The sequence below is a fragment of the Priestia sp. RMT2NF4 genome (assembly GCF_047872835.1).
GTDB lineage: Bacteria > Bacillota > Bacilli > Bacillales > Bacillaceae_H > Priestia > Priestia zanthoxyli.
Genome location: NZ_JBLQZO010000008.1, coordinates 1 through 18,478, shown reverse-complemented (window position 1 = coordinate 18,478; position 18,478 = coordinate 1). Strand labels below are relative to the sequence as shown.

At 36.6% G+C, this 18,478-nt stretch carries 18 protein-coding genes and 1 tRNA gene; 4 read left to right on the top strand and 15 right to left on the bottom strand.

All coding sequences use genetic code 11. The features are described from left to right. Positions 1-47 precede the first annotated feature (47 nt). Both iolC and iolG read right to left on the bottom strand, forming a co-directional pair. Entirely contained in the window at positions 48-1,055 is a 1,008-nt protein-coding gene (iolC, locus tag ACMX9J_RS23570) for a 5-dehydro-2-deoxygluconokinase (RefSeq protein ID WP_033580687.1), read from the bottom strand. Between the two features lie 79 nt (positions 1,056-1,134). After that, entirely contained in the window at positions 1,135-2,157 is a 1,023-nt protein-coding gene (iolG, locus tag ACMX9J_RS23565; protein ID WP_028414351.1) for an inositol 2-dehydrogenase, read from the bottom strand. A 424-nt stretch (positions 2,158-2,581) separates the two neighbouring features. Here iolG and ACMX9J_RS23560 point away from each other — a divergent pair, with 424 nt between their 5' ends. Continuing rightward, complete coding sequence (locus tag ACMX9J_RS23560) at positions 2,582-3,862, top strand: MFS transporter (RefSeq protein ID WP_033580688.1); 1,281 nt, start codon at positions 2,582-2,584, stop codon at positions 3,860-3,862. A gap of 61 nt (positions 3,863-3,923) precedes the next feature. Here the strand turns inward: ACMX9J_RS23560 and ACMX9J_RS23555 are convergent, their stop codons facing one another. Both ACMX9J_RS23555 and ACMX9J_RS23550 read right to left on the bottom strand, forming a co-directional pair. Continuing rightward, on the bottom strand, positions 3,924-4,922 hold the full coding sequence (locus tag ACMX9J_RS23555) for a LacI family DNA-binding transcriptional regulator (RefSeq protein WP_028414353.1): 999 nt from the start codon (positions 4,920-4,922) through the stop codon (positions 3,924-3,926). Positions 4,923-5,059: 137 nt separating this feature from the next. Next, positions 5,060-6,394, bottom strand: a complete 1,335-nt coding sequence (locus ACMX9J_RS23550; protein WP_033580689.1) for a prolyl oligopeptidase family serine peptidase — start codon at positions 6,392-6,394, stop codon at positions 5,060-5,062. Positions 6,395-6,664: 270 nt separating this feature from the next. Between ACMX9J_RS23550 and ACMX9J_RS23545 the strand changes: the two genes are divergently transcribed. Continuing rightward, positions 6,665-6,874 carry an alpha/beta-type small acid-soluble spore protein gene (locus tag ACMX9J_RS23545; RefSeq protein WP_016762907.1) on the top strand — a complete coding sequence of 70 codons (210 nt, stop codon included), beginning with the start codon at positions 6,665-6,667 and terminating at the stop codon, positions 6,872-6,874. A 233-nt stretch (positions 6,875-7,107) separates the two neighbouring features. Here ACMX9J_RS23545 and ACMX9J_RS23540 read toward each other — a convergent pair whose 3' ends face one another. The 4 genes from ACMX9J_RS23540 to ACMX9J_RS23525 all read right to left on the bottom strand — a co-directional run bounded on the left by ACMX9J_RS23540 (position 7,108) and on the right by ACMX9J_RS23525 (position 10,836). Beyond that, positions 7,108-7,335, bottom strand: a complete 228-nt coding sequence (locus ACMX9J_RS23540) for a hypothetical protein (protein WP_028414355.1) — start codon at positions 7,333-7,335, stop codon at positions 7,108-7,110. Positions 7,336-7,410: 75 nt separating this feature from the next. Then, entirely contained in the window at positions 7,411-7,902 is a 492-nt protein-coding gene (locus ACMX9J_RS23535; protein ID WP_154990767.1) for a general stress protein, read from the bottom strand. A gap of 174 nt (positions 7,903-8,076) precedes the next feature. Continuing rightward, positions 8,077-9,528 carry a cardiolipin synthase gene (gene cls, locus ACMX9J_RS23530; RefSeq protein WP_028414357.1) on the bottom strand — a complete coding sequence of 484 codons (1,452 nt, stop codon included), beginning with the start codon at positions 9,526-9,528 and terminating at the stop codon, positions 8,077-8,079. 477 nt (positions 9,529-10,005) lie between these two features. After that, positions 10,006-10,836: a GNAT family N-acetyltransferase gene (locus ACMX9J_RS23525; RefSeq protein ID WP_047751708.1), complete on the bottom strand. Its 831-nt coding sequence runs from the start codon at positions 10,834-10,836 to the stop codon at positions 10,006-10,008. Positions 10,837-10,983: 147 nt separating this feature from the next. Between ACMX9J_RS23525 and ACMX9J_RS23520 the strand changes: the two genes are divergently transcribed. Then, positions 10,984-11,157: a hypothetical protein gene (locus ACMX9J_RS23520; RefSeq protein WP_196299074.1), complete on the top strand. Its 174-nt coding sequence runs from the start codon at positions 10,984-10,986 to the stop codon at positions 11,155-11,157. Positions 11,158-11,318: 161 nt separating this feature from the next. Beyond that, positions 11,319-11,855 carry an SH3 domain-containing protein gene (locus tag ACMX9J_RS23515; protein WP_416226266.1) on the top strand — a complete coding sequence of 179 codons (537 nt, stop codon included), beginning with the start codon at positions 11,319-11,321 and terminating at the stop codon, positions 11,853-11,855. A gap of 53 nt (positions 11,856-11,908) precedes the next feature. Here ACMX9J_RS23515 and ACMX9J_RS23510 read toward each other — a convergent pair whose 3' ends face one another. The 7 genes from ACMX9J_RS23510 to ACMX9J_RS23480 form a co-directional block, all read right to left on the bottom strand. Then, positions 11,909-12,031, bottom strand: coding sequence for a YjcZ family sporulation protein (locus ACMX9J_RS23510; protein WP_074682883.1), 123 nt, complete (start codon positions 12,029-12,031; stop codon positions 11,909-11,911). 229 nt (positions 12,032-12,260) lie between these two features. Further along, positions 12,261-13,022 carry a M15 family metallopeptidase gene (locus tag ACMX9J_RS23505; RefSeq protein ID WP_028414360.1) on the bottom strand — a complete coding sequence of 254 codons (762 nt, stop codon included), beginning with the start codon at positions 13,020-13,022 and terminating at the stop codon, positions 12,261-12,263. Positions 13,023-13,230: 208 nt separating this feature from the next. Beyond that, the gene (locus tag ACMX9J_RS23500; protein WP_416226265.1) at positions 13,231-14,274 is read right to left on the bottom strand and encodes a LysM peptidoglycan-binding domain-containing protein; all 1,044 of its coding nucleotides are present in this window, start codon (positions 14,272-14,274) and stop codon (positions 13,231-13,233) included. A gap of 280 nt (positions 14,275-14,554) precedes the next feature. Beyond that, positions 14,555-16,327 (bottom strand): PHB depolymerase family esterase, encoded by a 1,773-nt coding sequence (locus ACMX9J_RS23495; protein WP_416226264.1) that lies wholly within the window; start codon positions 16,325-16,327, stop codon positions 14,555-14,557. A 248-nt stretch (positions 16,328-16,575) separates the two neighbouring features. After that, on the bottom strand, positions 16,576-17,073 hold the full coding sequence (locus ACMX9J_RS23490) for a GNAT family N-acetyltransferase (protein ID WP_013055206.1): 498 nt from the start codon (positions 17,071-17,073) through the stop codon (positions 16,576-16,578). 584 nt (positions 17,074-17,657) lie between these two features. Further along, entirely contained in the window at positions 17,658-18,263 is a 606-nt protein-coding gene (locus tag ACMX9J_RS23485) for a hypothetical protein (protein WP_033580913.1), read from the bottom strand. Between the two features lie 138 nt (positions 18,264-18,401). Continuing rightward, positions 18,402-18,478: transfer RNA gene (locus tag ACMX9J_RS23480), tRNA-Met, on the bottom strand.

The following is an 18,478-nucleotide window of genomic DNA, read 5'->3' as shown; positions in this document are numbered from 1 at the left end:
TAATAAGCTTCTATTCCTTTAATCTCTCAAGATTTTCCCTTTGTTTATTAGGCTTCCTGCAAAACTTCAGTTGCTGTCTCCATAAAGTTGAAGAGCTCAACGCTTGTCGGCATAGCATCTGAACAGCTGTGTCTTGAAATGACAATCGAAGCGGAGGCACCCCCCAATCGCATTGCCTGTGGAATTTCCAGTCCTTGCATCAATCCATAAATAAAGGCTGAAGCATAGGAATCACCAGCACCAAACGTTTTCAGAACTTTTGTTTTAAATATTCCTCCACGGTGAGACTTACCATCTCTTGTATAGGCAATAGATCCTTCTCCACCATGCTTAATCACGACGATTTGAGCATGGTGAGAAAACCAGCGCTCTGCTGTTACTTGATCATTAGATTCTTCATAATTTAAAAGTTTTTCCATCATGTCAAACTCTTCTCGCGTACCAATAATCACATCTGATTTTTCAGCAGCTAAATTAAAATAGACTGCCGTTTCAGCTTCCGATTCCCATGTATATGGACGATAGTCAATATCAAAAAACACTACAACTTCATGCTTGCGTGCGTATTCTAATGCTAGAAATACAGCTTCACGAGAAGGACTTTGTGCAAGAGCGGTTCCAGATATTAAAAGAGCCTTTGACTTCTTAATATATTCTTCTGATACTTCTGTAGGATCTAGTTTTAAATCCGCTACGTTATCTCGATACATTAAGATGCTGCAATCTGTAGGGCTCTTGATTTCCGTAAAAGCAAGCCCCGTTACAGCCCCTGTTTTATCGACAGCAATACTATCTGTATTAATCTTATTTTTTTGAAGATACCCAGTAATGAAGCGGCCCATTTGATCATCTGATACTTTTCCGATAAAACCGGTTTTTAAGCCTAGCCTTGCTGCTCCAATCGCAATATTAGCTGGAGAGCCTCCTACATATTTAGTGAATGTTTTAGTCTCTTCCATTGGACGCTGTGTTTCATTTGCATTTAAATCAATACATAAGCGACCGATAGCGATAAAATCTAACTCACGATTTTCTTTAAAAACAAGCGGATTCATCTTTACTCCTCCTTAGTTAAGCGCTTTCCTAAAAAGGCGAAAAGAGCAAGATATTCTCTTTCAGCCCACATTTCTATCATTAATTCACTGCGTATTTTTTATGTTCAATCTTCACTGGCTGCCCTGATAGTAAAGATTTTTTTGCTGCTTTAGCAATTCGTTCTGCCTGTAATCCATCGTTACCTGTACAAATTACGCTTTGATTTTCCATAATTGCTCTTGCAAACTGTGTTACTTCATCTATATATGCTTGTGTATAGCGTTCAAGGAAGAAATATAGCGGCTTCTCTTTCACTACACTTTCGCCTGTTGATATTTCTACTGTAGTTGGACGGCAATTATCAGCAGTAGCGGAACCTTTTTCACCAAAAACTTCAAGGCGCTGGTCGTAACCGTAGACAGCTTGACGACTGTTATCAATCACGCCTAAAGCTCCGTTTGCAAATTTTAATGACACAATTGCCGTATCTATATCCCCTGCTTCTTCAATAGCAGGATCGATGAGCGTCGTCCCGTAAGCCGATACTTCAATTACTTCACTGTCCATTACATAACGAGCCATATCAAAATCATGAATCATCATATCCATGAACAATCCTCCTGAAGCGCGGACGTATTCTGGACTCGGAGGCTGAGGATCTCTGGAGGTGATTTTTAAAATGTGCGGCTGCCCTACTTCTCCCTGCTGTACAAGATCATGCACTTTTTTAAAGTTGGGATCAAATCGTCGGTTAAAGCCAACTTGAAGCTGTACGCCGTGTTCTTTTACTACTTCTAACGCTTGGATTGTTTCTTCTACTGAAAAACTAACGGGCTTTTCACAGAAAATATGCTTTTTCGCTCGAGCAGCTTCTTCAATAATCGATGCGTGCGTATTCGTTGGCGAACAAATGAAAACGGCATCAATTTCTGAATCTGCTAATAAATCTTGATAATTTGTTGTTAACGTTGAAATTCCTTTACTTGCAGCCCACTCGTGCAAATGATCTACCACTACGTCTGAAACCGCTTTAATTTTTATTTGCGGCATTAATTTTAAATTATCAACATGTAATTTACCTATTCGTCCAGCACCAATTATTCCAATTGTAAGAATCCCCATCTTATTTTCCCCTTTAATTAAAAGTTAAGAAAACATTCGCTCAAACCTATTTTTAGGTTAAGCGCTTTCCTATTTCCAATTATACATACTGTTTTTTGAAATGCAACATTTTTTATAGATTATTTAGAATATTTGTTTTTTATTCATCTGATTGTACAGTATGAAAAACCTTATTTTTATCTATTTATGCTTAAAATTAAGAGAATTCTCTATATTTAAGTATTCTTATAATAAGGGCAAGTTATTATAATCTTATCTACTATTATTTCCACTGTCGAAATAATTTAATTGAAAATTAGATATATTTAAAATTTTAATTGACGTTTAAAAAATGTAAGCGTATACTTTTTATCAAATAGATTAAGCGCTTAACCAAATTAGTTTGATGTTTTCAACAAAATAATCGATCTGGTGGTGTGGAAAAATGAATGAATTTATTTCCAGAAAAACAGCTCTTGACAGGATTGGGATCCCTTCTCATTTAACGTGGGGATACATAGGTATTATTGTTTTTATGATTGGCGATGGCTTAGAACAAGGATGGTTATCTCCTTATCTTGTAGAAAGAGGTTTAACCATTGAACATGCTGCTTTACTTTTTACCGTTTACGGTATTACGGTCTCTATTTCTTCCTGGTTCTCCGGCGTACTGGTTCAGCTGTGGGGTCCTAGAAAAGCAATGGCATTCGGCTTGATATCCTTTATTATTGGTTCAATTGGATTTATAGGTATAGGACTTCATATTATGAATTACACAATTATATTAATTTGTTATGCTCTTAGAGGATTTGGCTACCCTTTATTTGCTTACTCATTCTTGGTCTGGGTGTCTTACCGCACGCCCCAGGAAATGCTTTCAAAAGCAGTAGGCTGGTTTTGGTTTGTCTTCCAGCTTGGTTTAAGCGTAATCGGAGCTTTTTATTCCAGTTACATGGTTCCTAAAATCGGCGAAATTGCTACCTTGTGGAGTGGTTTACTTTTTGTTTTGATCGGCGGAATCTTTTCAATTATCATGAATAAAGACAGATTTACCGTTCAAAAAGTAAGCGATAACAAAACAAAAGAATTAATGAAAGGGATTACAATTGCATTTGAGAACCCTAAAGTAGGAATCGGTGGAGTTGTAAAGATTATTAACTCCGCTGCTCAATTTGGATTTGTTGTCTTCTTGCCAACCTATATGATGAAACACGATTTCACAATGAGCGAATGGCTTCAAATCTGGGGCACTCTGTTTTTTGTGAATATGGCTTTTAATATTATTTTTGGTATTGTTGGAGATAAATTTGGCTGGGTAAATACAATCAAATGGTTTGGTGGAGTAGGATGCGGAATTGTAACACTCGCTCTTTACTATGTACCTCAATTCGTAGGACATAATTATTGGGTAATGATGATTGTCGCATGCTGTTACGGTGCAACACTAGCAGGATATGTCCCTCTTACAGCGTTAGTGCCTTCCTTAGCTCCGGAGAATAAAGGAGCTGCGATGTCCGTATTGAATTTAGGATCTGGACTTTCTGCTTTTGTAGGCCCTTTAATTGTAACTATTTTCATAGGTCTTTTAGGCACGGGCGGCGTAATCTGGATCTTTGCTTGCCTATATTTCTTTGGAGCTTTTTTAACGGGTTTCCTTACAATTCCAACAGAAACAACAGTCAAAGGCGAAACAATAAACGAAGTCAAAAATCCGGTCTCTCTATAAATATTATTAAGTAAAAAAGCTGCATGTGCCCAGGCACATGCAGCTTTTTCTTTTCTCTGTTTTATAGCTTTTTTACCGACGCACGTTCTACTAGTTCTGGAATAATTGTTATTCGCTGCTTTGCATGCTCTTCTTTTTTCATAGACTTTAACAGCTGTTCGAACGTACTAGTTGCCATCTGCGAAATAGGTTGTTCAATCGTTGTCAAACCAGGCTCAGCAATATCGGCATAAATTGTATTATCAAATCCAATTACCGACAGATCTCCTGGAATTGAAAGCCCCTGCTTTCTTGCCTCATTTATGAGGGATATTCCAATTAAGTCCGTACATGCAAAGACTGCTGTCGGCCTATTAGGCAAAGAAAGCAGCTGTTTACTTGCTCTTCTGCTATCTTCTACTGTTGAATAACAGCTGATAATGGACTGATTTTCTAGTGATAAATTTGCCTCTGTGAGCGCTTGTTTAAATCCTGCTAATCGCCCCTCACTGCTTTTTCTATCTTTTTCAGTGATAATCGTTACCGATTGATGACCTTTTTCTATTAAATACGTACCTGCGATATATCCTCCGCGAACGTTATCAATTGTCACTACATGCGTTGAGATAGAAGGATGATCAACTGAAAACAATACAAGTGGTACATCATGCTTCACAATTTTCTTTACGAGCTTCGTATCATTTAGTTCGGTTGCGATAATAATTCCATCTACTTGCTTTTTGAATAAAAGATCTATGTATTCATGCTCACGTTCTGTTTGATGATCCGTACTGCATAAAAAAAGCGTGTATCCCGCTGCTCTGGCACTATTCTCAAAAGCTCTTGCTACCTCTGCGAAAAAAGGATTAGAGATGTCAGGAACTAGCACGCCAATTGTGTATGTCTTTTTCCCAGTTAACGCAGCTGCAACACTGCTAGGCTGATAATCTAATTCCATCATTACTTCATTTACTTTTTTTATCGTTTTTTCACTAATACGGCCTGTCTGATTGATTACTTTGGATACAGTGGCTATCGATACCCCTGCTTTTTTCGCAACATCGTAAATGGTTGGTTTCACTTTCACTGTTCCTTTCTTCGTGATCTCTTTCCTTATTTTATCACGAAAGTATTCAATCGTTTATTTTAGATATATGCTTTAGCTTTAAAAGAGACATAAAAAAGCTGCTCTACTTGAAACAGCTTTTTTATAAATGATTAATTGTTGTTCAACGATTGCTTGCTCATCCATTCCATTATGGTTGTTGTAGCTCCATTTATTTTAGCGTTGGGTTCATTATTATACAGATATATCCAAGATGAATGCCCGTTATACTGATAGGGCGAACCATCATTATTTTTGTATAAACCCGTGGTGTCATGCACATCTTCAAATAGTGATAAATAAGCATTATTTGCATGGCTTTTCACCAAACGTTCATAAGTTGGAAGAGTGTTAATCGTTGGTGGAAGAACCGTATCATTTTTAGCGGCTACGAACCAAATAGGCGTTTCTTTCATCTTTTCAAGATCTTGATCCGTAATTAATCTATCATTTAGTCCTTCACATACTGGAAATGCTGCTGCAAAATAGTTTGGATAATCACGAATCATAAGCATAGTCATATATCCGCCGTTAGATGCTCCTCCGATATAGATTCTATTGGGATCAATATCAGGATTTTTAGCAACATATTCTTGAATTAGTGCCATCAGTGATTCTTTATAAATCGAAGTTCCATCCGCTTCACCTGTATAACCATCCATCCATTTCGTTGGCGCTTGAGGTACTAAAACGTAGGCGCCTTTAAAATAAGCCTGAGTTTCATTTGTGACAAAGCTAACAGCTTTATTGGCAGATAAGGGAATTGTTGCATCTGTTCCTCCCTCTCCTCCTCCATGCAGCCAAATAATTAACGGATTCTTTTTCTTATCTTTTTTCGGCGCGTAACTTGCGTATGCCAATTCCATATTATGATATATACCTTTTTGAATGGTAAAATCATCTACGAGCTCTCTTTTCTCTCCCTTAAACTGTTTCACTACAAGCCCTGACAACTTTCCTTTTTTTGTTACGATATCTTTTTGCTGGGTAATGGTATATTGACTGTCTATCCATGCATTTAACCCTGTACCATATTCATCATAATTTAGTGGTGCTCCTAATGAAACAGCTGGTCCAACTTCCATTTCTAAAACTGCATATTTTCCAGTATGTACGGCTGGTTGTCCATCTTTATCGGATACATAGGCTTTTTTTATTGTACGATCTCCTTGTTCCAATAAAGACGGTTTTAATCGACTATCACTTCGAGCCACATGCACCTTAAACGTTTCTTTTGTAAGTGAATTGGTTGGAACAGGTTCACCTAAGTCAATAATAATTTTTGTGATCACCGCTCCCCAGTCATATATCTCTGTCACTGTACGATAAGATGTAGCTTTTTCGTGCGCCTGTTTCGCAAGCGCTTCTTTCTCATAAGAGAGTACAATGCCAATTGCTAGACTCCATGTAACAGCCAATAGTACATATTTTTTTAATGTTTGATACATGATGGACTCCTCCTTTTAAATTAGAATAGGAATATTAACATTCTCATTCTATTTCGAATAATATGTAACCGCTTACTTACTTGTGTTCTATTTTACGTGACCTCTCTCTCTTTCTACACATAATTATTTTCCGTTACCTAGTGGAAAACTTTGTAACTATATTCCAATAAGCATATTCTATAAGTCCTTGAAAAAATTTTTTTATTTTATGTATAAAAACTATCTATTAATCAAATCATAATCTTAACCTTATAAAAGGAGTTGATTATGATGGCAAACAGCAGAAATAAGAGCAGCAACGAATTAGCAGTACACGGTGCTCAACAAGCAATCGATCAAATGAAGTATGAGATCGCTAGCGAATTTGGCGTAACTCTTGGTCCTGACACAACTGCACGCGCAAACGGCTCAGTAGGCGGAGAAATCACAAAACGCCTTGTGCAAATGGCTGAACAGCAACTTGGCGGCGGACGTTTCTAAATCACTATCATAAGCAATACGGCTGGAGGAAGAGCGAATGACCGTTCTTCCTTTTTCCCATTTTTATATAATGTCTTATCGCGTTCCTTCTCATCTATATGTATCTAAAACAAAATCACTACCCCCCATAACGTTCACATCCCGTTATATAAGATTCTCTTTCTCTCACAATAGACTGTGTATAATAAAACATAAAAAGAAGTTCCTTTTATAGGAACTTCTTTTATCTCACTTTATAAATGTGCAAGCTCTTCAGATATCTTTTCGGTCTTTGCTTTGAGCTGTTCTTGCTGACCTTCTAAATCAGCGATTACAGCTAACACTTCTGTATTGGTCGGTTCTTCTTCATACTGTTTTAACGTAGCGACAAGAGACTGTGAAACTTTGATGAGCTCTTGATTAACTTCTTGCTGCTGTTTTAAATAGTCAAGTTCATATTCCGTTTTTTCTAGATTTCTCATCGGTCCCCTTCCTTTCGTTAACTAGCTTTTATTTAAGAACGCAGTCTTTTATTATCTTATTTAGTTCCTTCAACATTACCTTATTTTATTTTCGTGATTGCCGTATAACATTTTTTCATTCATTGGGTCAGCTGATTTTTCAGCAGGTGTCACGGTTTGTCCTAGAGCTGAATTGTGTTTATCATGCTCAACTGCGTCTACCATCAGCAAAACTTTTCCGTTTTTAAGATCAGATACATACGAGGAAGCTTCCGCAGCAGGTACACCATATTCGGTTAATTGATTTTCGATTTGATTAACATCTTGATCCATTTTTTCTTCAGACGAAGTAAAAGCATTTTTTATTTTCTCCATAAAGGATTGATGGTGCTTTGAGTGTTGATCTGTATCAACTGTTTGCACATCGATTCCTGCAGAACGCTCAATCACTTCTGTATTTTCATGATGAGGACCACTGTTTGTCAAAACAGAAAGTGCACTGTCCGGATATCCCTGTGTTTTTAAATTTCGAATCGCTGTAATAACGGCCTCTTCTGAATCATACGTACCTACTACATTTTTTGTCATTTTCTATTCCTCCTAGGTATTATCATTTTTTAGCTTGTTATAGTATTAATACCCTTGGATTTTTTGGTAAAACTTTTTAACTTTATCTCTAGCTCTCCTTACAAGGAGAAACCAATAAAACAACAGACCTGAATCTAAAAATTCAAGTCTGTTTCATGATATCAATGATTTTTATTATAAAATTGGTGACAGTAAGCGAGATACCGCTTCTTTAAATTTTATAAGAAGAGAGCGCTCTTTATATCGTTCAAACGTTAATTTTGAACTGCATTGCACATCTTCAAGAAACAGGTTCTGCAACTTTTTGGAAATAGGCTGGTCATATACAACTGCATTCACTTCAAAATTAAGGCTGAAACTTCGCGGATCGATATTCGTCGTTCCTACAGAAGACACTTCATTATCTACTACAATCGTTTTAGCATGCAAAAAGCCTTTTTCATAGAGATAAATATTCGCACCGTATGCCAGCAGTTCCCCTACATGAGACCACGTAGCCCAATAAACAAAAGGATGATCAGGTTTGTTTGGAATCATAATATGAATCTCTACTCCAGATAATAAAGCAATTTTACAAGCATCCATAAAGCTTGCGTCAGGAATAAAGTAAGGCGTTTGAAGGTATACACTTTCTTTGGCCGACATAATCAATGAGATATACATGTTTTTCAGGTGCTGGGTAGTCGAATTGGGACCGCTTGCTACAATTTGTACAGGAACTGTTCCAGAATGAGTTTCTGTACGATGCAAAAATTGTTCCAGTTCAATTGGCTGCTTTGTTGCTTGATGCCAATCTAAAATGAATCGCCCTTGAATATCGTTCACTGACTCTCCTTTAATGCGAAAATGAGTGTCTCTCCAATAACCCATTTTTGGATCTAACCCTAAATATTCATCTCCTACGTTAAATCCTCCTATGTATGCTACTTCACCATCGATAATACAAAGCTTTCGATGATTTCGATTGTTAATCCGAAAATTAATTAAGCGAAGAATTGAAGGGAAAAATGCCTGTGCTTCGCCGCCATATGAAATGAGCTCCTTAAAGAATGATGGCGTCATTTTTCTAGATCCTACTTCATCATAAAGAACGCGAACCTTTATGCCTTCTTTTGCTTTTTTTGTTAGCTCATCTCTTAATTTTTTCCCAAGATTATCTCGTTGAATAATATAATATTGAATATTAATTTCTTTTTTAGCATTTCGAATATCCTCAAACAATGCCTCAAATTTTTGATTACCGTCACTGAAGATATCAATTTCGTTGTCGATGCGCACAAGTGACTTAGAAGAATTTAAATTAGTGAACAGCAATTTATTATGTTGGATTAATAAATCATTTCGATATTCATGGGTCGCTTTAAGCTCTTTTAATTGCTCTTCCACTGAAGATCTTAAATATTCCCGCTCATCAGATGACAATTTATAAAAGTTTTTCTGTTTTAGCTGTCTTCCAAAGAATAGATATACAATAAAACCGACAATTGGTATAAAAAATAAAATAAGAAGCCACGCCCATGTAGATCCTATATCTCTTCGTTCAATGAAAATAAGAATACCGGCTAATAAAATATTAATAGCTGTTACAACAGATACACTTAGTGTAAAGATATGGGCAAATTCCATCCTTTTACTCCTTTCTTTCTATTATATCGCTTTATTAACTCATTCCCTTTTTTAACCTTCTCATTCACTTTACTATACATAACACAGATGTCTTCCTTTTTCATCTTTAGGATCCAAATTTTGTTGTTTTTTCTTTTTTGCTACACTAAACATGTGAAATATTCCTTTTTATTGTGTATTAAAAACAAGGGGGGAGATAATTTGTTTTTTTCGTTTATTTTTCTTAGCCTCATCAATGTATTTGTCAGTATTAGCCTGGGGTATACGGCTTATCAATTATTTAGAAAAGCATTTATTGGAGGTATTCTTACGTGTATCCTTGCTTGCAGTGCTCCGATCTTATTTGTATGGCCTTCCCTGTTTTTATCAACGGGCATATCACTTTCTCTCTACTTTCTCATTATTTACTCAAAAAAGCACATATCATCTAATATGTAAATAAAAAACACGAAAATCTAAGATTTCCGTGTTTTTTATCTACAAGCTGTATACGTAATAATCCTGCACGTGATATGAATCGAAGCCGCATGTTTCGTAAAGTTGCAAAGCGCGTTTGTTTTTTGCTTCAACCTCAAGAAATACATCATACCCTAGCTGATGCTGCTGTAAAACGACTTGTTTTAAAGCAGCCTTTCCTATTCCTAATTTTTGATAGGAAGGTAAAATACCAAATCCATAAATCCATGCTTCGCTTTTATCATAAGATACCCTTAACTTTCCAACCGCTTGACTATTGTACTCTACGATAAAATGATTTTGCTGTTCTTCCGTTTTCGTTTGTTCATAATAAGCAGCTGCTTCTGTTAAAGACATACCAAAGCATTCCACATCAACTTGCATTTCCATTTTCATATCGGTATCTGACTGGGAAGAGCGAAGCGTAACAAAGGGATTATCATCTTCTAATTCTTTTTTCGCCCACTTCATTTGATATTCCGAAAAAGTAAATGAACATGGAATCTTCTTTAAGAACTCCCTGCCTGAAATCGAATCGCCAGGAGCATTTAATAAAATCTCTGTATACTCACGCTTCTTACACATATGTAAAGCTTGAGAAAACAGCTTTGAAAAAATCTTTTTTCGGCGATAGCTAGGATCGACCATTCCGCATATTTCTACTGTATTCCCAAACCCATAAAGACCAATAAATCCAACAAGCTGATTATTTTCATAATAAAAAAAATCGTTAACTTCATTTTGTTTTCGACTTCGTAACATGTCAAAATTCAGCTTCAGCTCTATTTTTTCTTCTTGTTGGCAAATAGACTGTAGCTTTTGTATATCTTCTAGTACATGTTGTTTTAACATACGTATCCTCCTGCATCTCTCTTTTTATTATAAGTTCGGCTTTGTTTAACTTTTTCCTTTCATCTTTAGCGCAATGACCGAATAATTATAGGGTAAAGCACGATCAAAAAGCGTATAGAGTAATTAAACTAAATAGGCGGGGTGCTTATGAAAAAGACCATTTTAATAAGTTTTATTGCACTAGTTGCTTTAACCATTATTTATTGCCTGCAGAAAGAATTTATTTTTGCTTTAGCTTTGTGGAGCATTTATGGGACAGTATTATCAATTTTTGTATATTTTTCTTTTCATAAATCAACGGAAGATCGCGAGGATGAGTAACAATAGCGCTATTAAAAGGTCTGTGAAATAAACCTTTTTACAGACCTTTCGTAAATTTACAACTAGGATGCATGTTGGTAACAATTTAGAAACAAGTATTCTTTATTCTTAGTGTTATAGAAAAAGATATAACCTATTTCACTAAGGAGTTGGATATTCGCATGAAGACAATTACAAAATCTATATCGGTTTTTGCATTAGCAGCTGGCTTTACTTTTTCATCTCTATCTGGAACACTGCCATTCACTCACGAGCAAACAGCAAGTGCAGCAGAAAAAATAAACGCACCGTTCAGCGTATATGAAGTGACAGCAAACGTACTCAATATACGTTCAAAACCTAGCACTCAGGGAAAAATTCTTGATACATTAAGAAAAAAAGATCAAATTGAAGTAGTCAAGTTTGTAAATGCAGACTGGGCTGCCATTAAAATAATTGGCGGCACCGGATATATCAGTACTTCCTATTTAATGAAAGTCCCTACTACTTTTCATACAGCTGCTAACCTTAATTTACGCACAGGGCCTAGCACAAGCAACAAAGTTGTAACAACTGTTCCTAAAGGAAAAAGCGTCAGCTTCTTAGCTTGGGGCTACTCAAAAGATAACAAGCTTTCATTTGATTGGGCTTTTGTAGAATACAACGGCTTTAAAGGATATGTAAGCACTTCGTACTTACAGTTACCTAGTTATAGATAAAAATAGATAACTCCCTTGAATTATTTCAAGGGAGTTTATTTATGGACACCTTATTAATAGTGCCCTGCCCATGAAGCACCGATGATGATTAGTAAAATAAATAGCACAACGATTAACGCAAAGCTACTTCCGTGACCTGCTCCGTATCCATAACCATAACCTCCGTAAAAACTCATTTTCTTTCACCTCCCTTTTTTGTAGAATATGTGAAGGGAAATGAAAACGAACATGAGTATTCTTTATCACAAAATTCATTATAATTTATAAGCGTTAACTCTTTTACTAGTAAGGCATAGGATATAGCATCCCGTGGTTCATCTCTACATCTTTCCCTCGTTCCAACTTTTAAAGTAAGGGTATATTCCAGCAATACAAAAAAAGAAGAGTTTATATAACTCTTCTTTTTTATTGAACTGGATTATCAACTTGCATGTAGTCATTATAATATTCTTCTAACGTAATTCCTTTTTTATACACTTTAGAGGCAAGTTCTTTTCCGACAAATCGTATATGCCACGGCTCATATTTATAACCTGTAATCTGCTGCTTTCCCTCTGGATAGCGAACAATGTATCCATATTTATATGAATTTCTTTCAATCCATTTGGCTTCAGGAGTATCTTTAAAACAATCTTGAGCCGCACACTTACCTGTGCTGCTTGATACATCTATACTTAAACCAGTCTGATGCTCACTGCTGCCTGGATGGGCGCTATAATGACTGGCTGCCGCTTCTCCATCTTGCTTTATGTACGCTTGATAAAGAGATTCCTGGCGAATTTGAGAACGATAAGCGGAAACACCGGCTAGGTAAATCCCTTCTCGTTCAGCAGCTGAAAACATTCTTTCTAACGCTTTTGCTGCTTCTGTACGCATTTGTCGCTTTTCAATTTTTTCTTTAAATATAAACCGAACGTCCGGGTATACAAGGTCAGCGGGTTCATAGTGATCAGGAAGAAGATTTTGTTTATTTACTAGCACGGCAATGGATTCGGGGTTCCCAACAACTTCTATGCTATTTTGCTTCTGTTTAGAAGAAGATAAAGGATTATGATCAGACGTGTTCAAATGATCGTCGTGCCGAAATAATCCCTGATAGCCTAGATACGAGAATCCTGCGATCACACCCAGCACTATTAGTAATGCTATTTTTTTATAAAATTTCATATTTCTATACTCCTGACATAATTTAAGCTTTTTAAGACACTCAAACATTGTATATAAATTAAGAAATAATTACTAATATAACAAACTAATTCCTACTATAAATTTCAGTATGCCCCGACCTATTTTTTTCAAACGTTTATTTCAAGCATAAAAAAAGAGATGTCTTCTAAAAGACATCTCTTCTTACTTCTATTCTATAAGACTAGTATTAGTCGATAACTGTAATTTTAACTGATCTTCTGCCCCAGTCTTGTGCAGCACTATCTGAAGAAACGAATACGTCAATTCGATTTCCTTTAATTGCGCCACCCGTATCTGCCGCTACAGCTTGACCATAACCTTCAACGTATACTTTTGAACCTAATGGAATAACGCTAGGATCAACCGCAATTACTCGTTGATTTGGATTTGATTTTAAATTTACTCCAGTAGCTGTCGTACCACTGCATCCAGCACAGTTAGCTGTATAAGCTGTTGCTTCAACAGTCATAGACTTGCCGCTAGCTTGCTGTTGAGACTGCTGTTGCTGTTGTTGCTGAGCTTGTTGTTGTTGCTGTTGAGCTGCTTGTTCTTTTTGTGCCTGCTCTTGGGCTGCTGCTTGAGCTTGCTCTTGTTCTTTTTGTGCCTGCTCTTGGGCTGCCTGTGCTTGTGCTGCTGCTTGAGCTTGCTCTTGTTCTTTTTGTGCTTGCTCTTGTGCTGCTGCTTGAGCTTGCTCTTGTTCTTTTTGTGTTTGCTCTTGTGCTGCTACTTGAGCTTGCTCTTGTTCTTTTTGTGTTTGTTCTTGGGCTGCTTGTTCTTGCTGAGCTTGTGCCGTTTGAGACTGCTGCACTTGTGGAGCTGCCTTTGCTACTGGCGCACTAGCTGTTTGAGATTGAGCTGCTTGTGCCGCTTTAATTTTAAATTGTTCTCCAGGGAAAACTAAGTCTGATGTTAAACCGTTCCATTCTTTAATTTCTTCTACTGTTACGCCATAATGTTGACCGATTGACCACAAAGTGTCACCACGTTTTACAGTATGTACGATTTCTTTTATGCTAGATAAGTTTAGTGTCTGATTTGGATAAATTAGTGTTGATGTTAAGTTATTAGCATCTTTTAGCTCGTCTACGCTCACATTATGATTTTGAGCGATTTTCCATAAAGTGTCACCTTTTTGTACTTCATACGTTCCGCTTGTAGAGGCAGATGCTGCACCTACAAATCCTGCTGAAAGAATTGCCGTTGTCCCTAGAGTAAATACAAATTTCTTCATTTTCCGAATACCTCCTTATTTACTCAATGACTGAATGATACCACCTGTTCATTTCACTTCCATTACAGGAATATTTTACTTTTATTACGGATTTAATTAATTTTAAACATTTTCTTGTAATATTTCTGACAATTCATTTTTGAATAATGATTAAATTTCATCAAAATCATGTCAAAATTTGAAGAAAACTCTATAAAAAGTTGGAGTTGTATTCGGTGATAAAAGTAACTTATCAGCAAAAAAAAACCTTCTAAAAGCTAACTGCTTTTAGAAGGTTTTTTTACTTATATGAAACAGTTAAAGTTGGAGCATATGCAGGATTGTCGCCCCCATAAATTTCAACTACGTCACTTAAAAAGTCCGCTGAACCTGAGCTTGACAAGCGAAACTGAGTTTTGCCGTTCCTATTCATATATCCCAAAAGTGAGGAAGGAAGTTGAATAGTTGTATATCCATTATCGAGTGAAGGCACTGACATTTGGAAGGCCGCTGAAATAGATGGTGAGGCCTGGTAATCTATTTGTTCTAAAGTACTGCTAGTTCCAAATACACCGCTTTTAATATCGCCTTTCAAAGATGAAATATTACCAGTTGAAGATTTGCGATAAATTTTCAAAGATACATCCGTAATACTTGCATCATCAGGTAAAGAGCTTGTATCAAAAGATAAAATGGTTCGGTATGTGTCGGTATTGTACATTCCCTTATCCCCAATTTTATGAATAGAACTACTCATACCGTCAGCTGATAAATTTCCGATAAATCCATCTTCAGCAGCAAGCGAAGAAAATACTGAGGATTTCTCTGAAGTTCCAGAAATTTGATAAACTTCCGTCTTTACTCCCTCTTGATTACCCGCAGCGTCTACACTAAAAAATTTTATTGTTTTGCTAGAGTTGATGCTAATAGGCTCAGAATACTTTAGAGAATTAACAGTTGGTGTACTTCCATCTAATGTATAGTAAGTGGTGGCGGGTTCATTGGGTGATAATGTGACAGAAACAGAACTTCCATACGTTCCTCCCGCTGGTGAAGCAGCTGTAACCGGCGGGGATATATCTCCTGGATTAGGAGCGTCACCATTCTTCGGATGATTTTTAAAAAAGTTCCAACTTAATTTAGTTGCATTTGGCCCTTTAGGATCTGTATAAGAACCGGATGTACTTCCCCCTGACCAAGCATGCCCCATTCCTTCTATCATGTACTTTTCCATTACTGTTTTTCCTGCTGTATCTTTGTAAATATATTGCGTATAGCTTCTTCCACCAGATACTGTACCTGGTAAAGTTTGATCTGCCGTATCATCAATATTGTTATTATCCAGTCCATCAGACGCTCTATCATTTGTTTGAGCCCATTGCGATAGTATTTGATGCGCATTTATAGGCGCAACAGTGTAGTCAGCTGTCCCATGAAACAAAATAACCGGAACCACTCGCTTATGCTCTCCCATGGCTGAATAGGCTAAATCTCCTTGTTGGATAGGATTAGGACCTCCACTGCTCATTGCTGTATAAGCACCTGTTACACTAGTGGCTGCTTTATATTCTAAGCCCGCCCCAACGCTGATAGCCGCAAATATGTCTGGATAAGTAGCTCCCATAATAACACTCATAGCTGCACCAGCAGATAGCCCTCCAACAAAGACTTGGTCGGCATCTATTGAATAACTGCTTTTTATTTGATTAACCATTCCAGCAATTAACGCTGGTTCACCGCTTCCCCTTGATTGATGAGCAGTATCAAACCAGTTCCAACACTTATTTGAATTAGCAGAAGAGGGCTGTTCTGGATAGAGGACAAAGAACTTCTCTGTTTCTGCCAGTGCATTCATTTGTGTTCCTGCTGCAAATTGATCAGGGTCTTGAGTACAGCCATGTAGCATAACTACTAGAGGTAAGGCAGCACCTCCCTGATAACTGCTAGGTACGTACAGTTTGTATGTTCTTCCGTTATATGTTTTAGAGGTAAAACTTCCTGCGGCTGAAGAAGATACAGCACCTAAAGATAAAAAAAGCATAAAAATCATCCCTGCTATAAATAATCGTTTCATCTTCCTGCTTCCTCCTTATATTGATATGGTTATACTTAGCAGCAAACGTACATATCGGTATGGTATGGAAATGAATAAGAGTTACTAGTAAGATGATAGCAAGGTTTTATGTAATAAAATTTATATTGACTGCACGATTTGCCTACAGTTATGAGGACAAATAAAATCATTCATCTCCAAATAAAGAAAACTCTTACATAAAATTGTAAACGATTGTGTCGATAAATACTATAAAAAAGACATACCTTTTAAAAATAGGCCGGTATGTCTTCTATGGATTGCTTACTTAAGTATTCATATTGTGACTCGCTGCAATTTACCATAGCAATGGATTGAGGATAACGCTGTAAATGAGAAGGGAGCTCCTTAAACCCAAACTGATGATAATATTCAGGAAGAATATCGCTATAAAGCATAAAAATAGCGCTGCGCTTCTCTATCTTCATCTTTTTAAAAAAGTCTTCAAGCATATCTCGGCCATACCCCATTCGTTGATAAAGCTGATGAACAACAACGGACCCAATACCATGCAAAGCAAACTTTAATCGAGGAGTTTGTAAAAGAAGCAAAATAAATGAACCAATAATTTGATTCTCTTCATTTACATATACATACCGAATTCCATATGTTTCTTCTTTTTGATTATCTCTAACATACTCTTTGTACGTCCTGCCTTTAGGCCATGCCGCATATCCCATTTGATAGACTTCTGCCAATTCTTCAGACTTTATTTTTCTTAATAACATGAACATCCCCTCTTTATTTATAATCCCATACGTCAGCAGACATTTTTTATAGAGTTAAAAATAGTTCCTGTATGTATATATTATACTTCATCCTACGGAAGCTTTCTTGCTCGGAGTACTATTAACAGCTAATATGTAGGCTGCTTTCTCAAAAAACTAGAAAGATTCCTGATAGTTGTTCTTCACCCATATCAGTCATATATGTAAAGATACTCTTTATCATTCCATAAAAACATAGAGATGTAAATATATTTCCAGCTTCACTTAGCATTCATTATGTATCACCTATCAAAAAAGAGATTGGGCCATAACGAAATGAATGCAATCTAAAGACGAACAACCCGGATAAATAACCTGGGATGCTTGTTCCGCCGCTGTTGCTTTACGTGCAAGGCTTCGCTTTCCGCGAGCGGGCGATGGAGCCTTGCCCTCCAACCAACAGCTAGAAGCACCTCCTACTGAAACCTACGTTCACCATGACCATTAAAAAACACGAACTATCTATTTTTGATAGATAGTTCGTGTTCAACGTTAACTAAACTGCTTTTGTCCCAGCATCTTTATAGTAAAAGTAATCATCATTTTTAAGCTTTTTCGTTCTCTACATACTCCACTAGATGAAAGAAAAAGCGATATGTAAGAACAAGAGCTTCACCTATTGACATTTTTTCATCAAACTCTTTTATAGCATCTAACTCAATATTCACATCCCATAATCCATCTTTATCATTAAATAAAAGCTGGACGCTTGTTGGGCCGTCATTAAGCTCTTTAGCAAAAAATTGTTTTAGTACAGAACCGAATTTTTTTTGCATATGTAACCCCGTTAATACTTTATATGTGCCAAACACATCATCCACTTCAAAAGAACATCCATCAAGCTTAATAAATTCAAACCATTTTGATTCTACATATAGAAATTCACTTCTGTGTTCTTTCAAGTAAGAAAGAGGAGTATCTAAAAACGAAAGAGGAGATTCTTCTGCGATCAGCTCGTCCGTTTCTTTATCTACTCTTTCGATATAAGAATCTTTAAAACGTGAAGATGCCTCTTTTTCTTCTATCATCAGGTTTTGCGGCACCAACTCTTTTTGCAACGCATATTCCTTTTCTTCTTGATATAGAGATAAAGATTGACCTTGAACGTTCATTTCTTTTTCAATATAAGTTTGAATATTACTTTGTAACATAAAAAACCTCCTGATTAATCTGCATCACTATCTTATATCATAACCTAAACAAGTGTTTATAAATATAGCCAAACAAAAAATCCTTAGGCTATGCCTAAGGATAGTAATAATATATTCAAGTATGTATAAAAGATAATTTGGTTGCGGGGACAGGATTTGAACCTGCGACCTTCGGGTTATGAGCCCGACGAGCTACCGAACTGCTCCACCCCGCG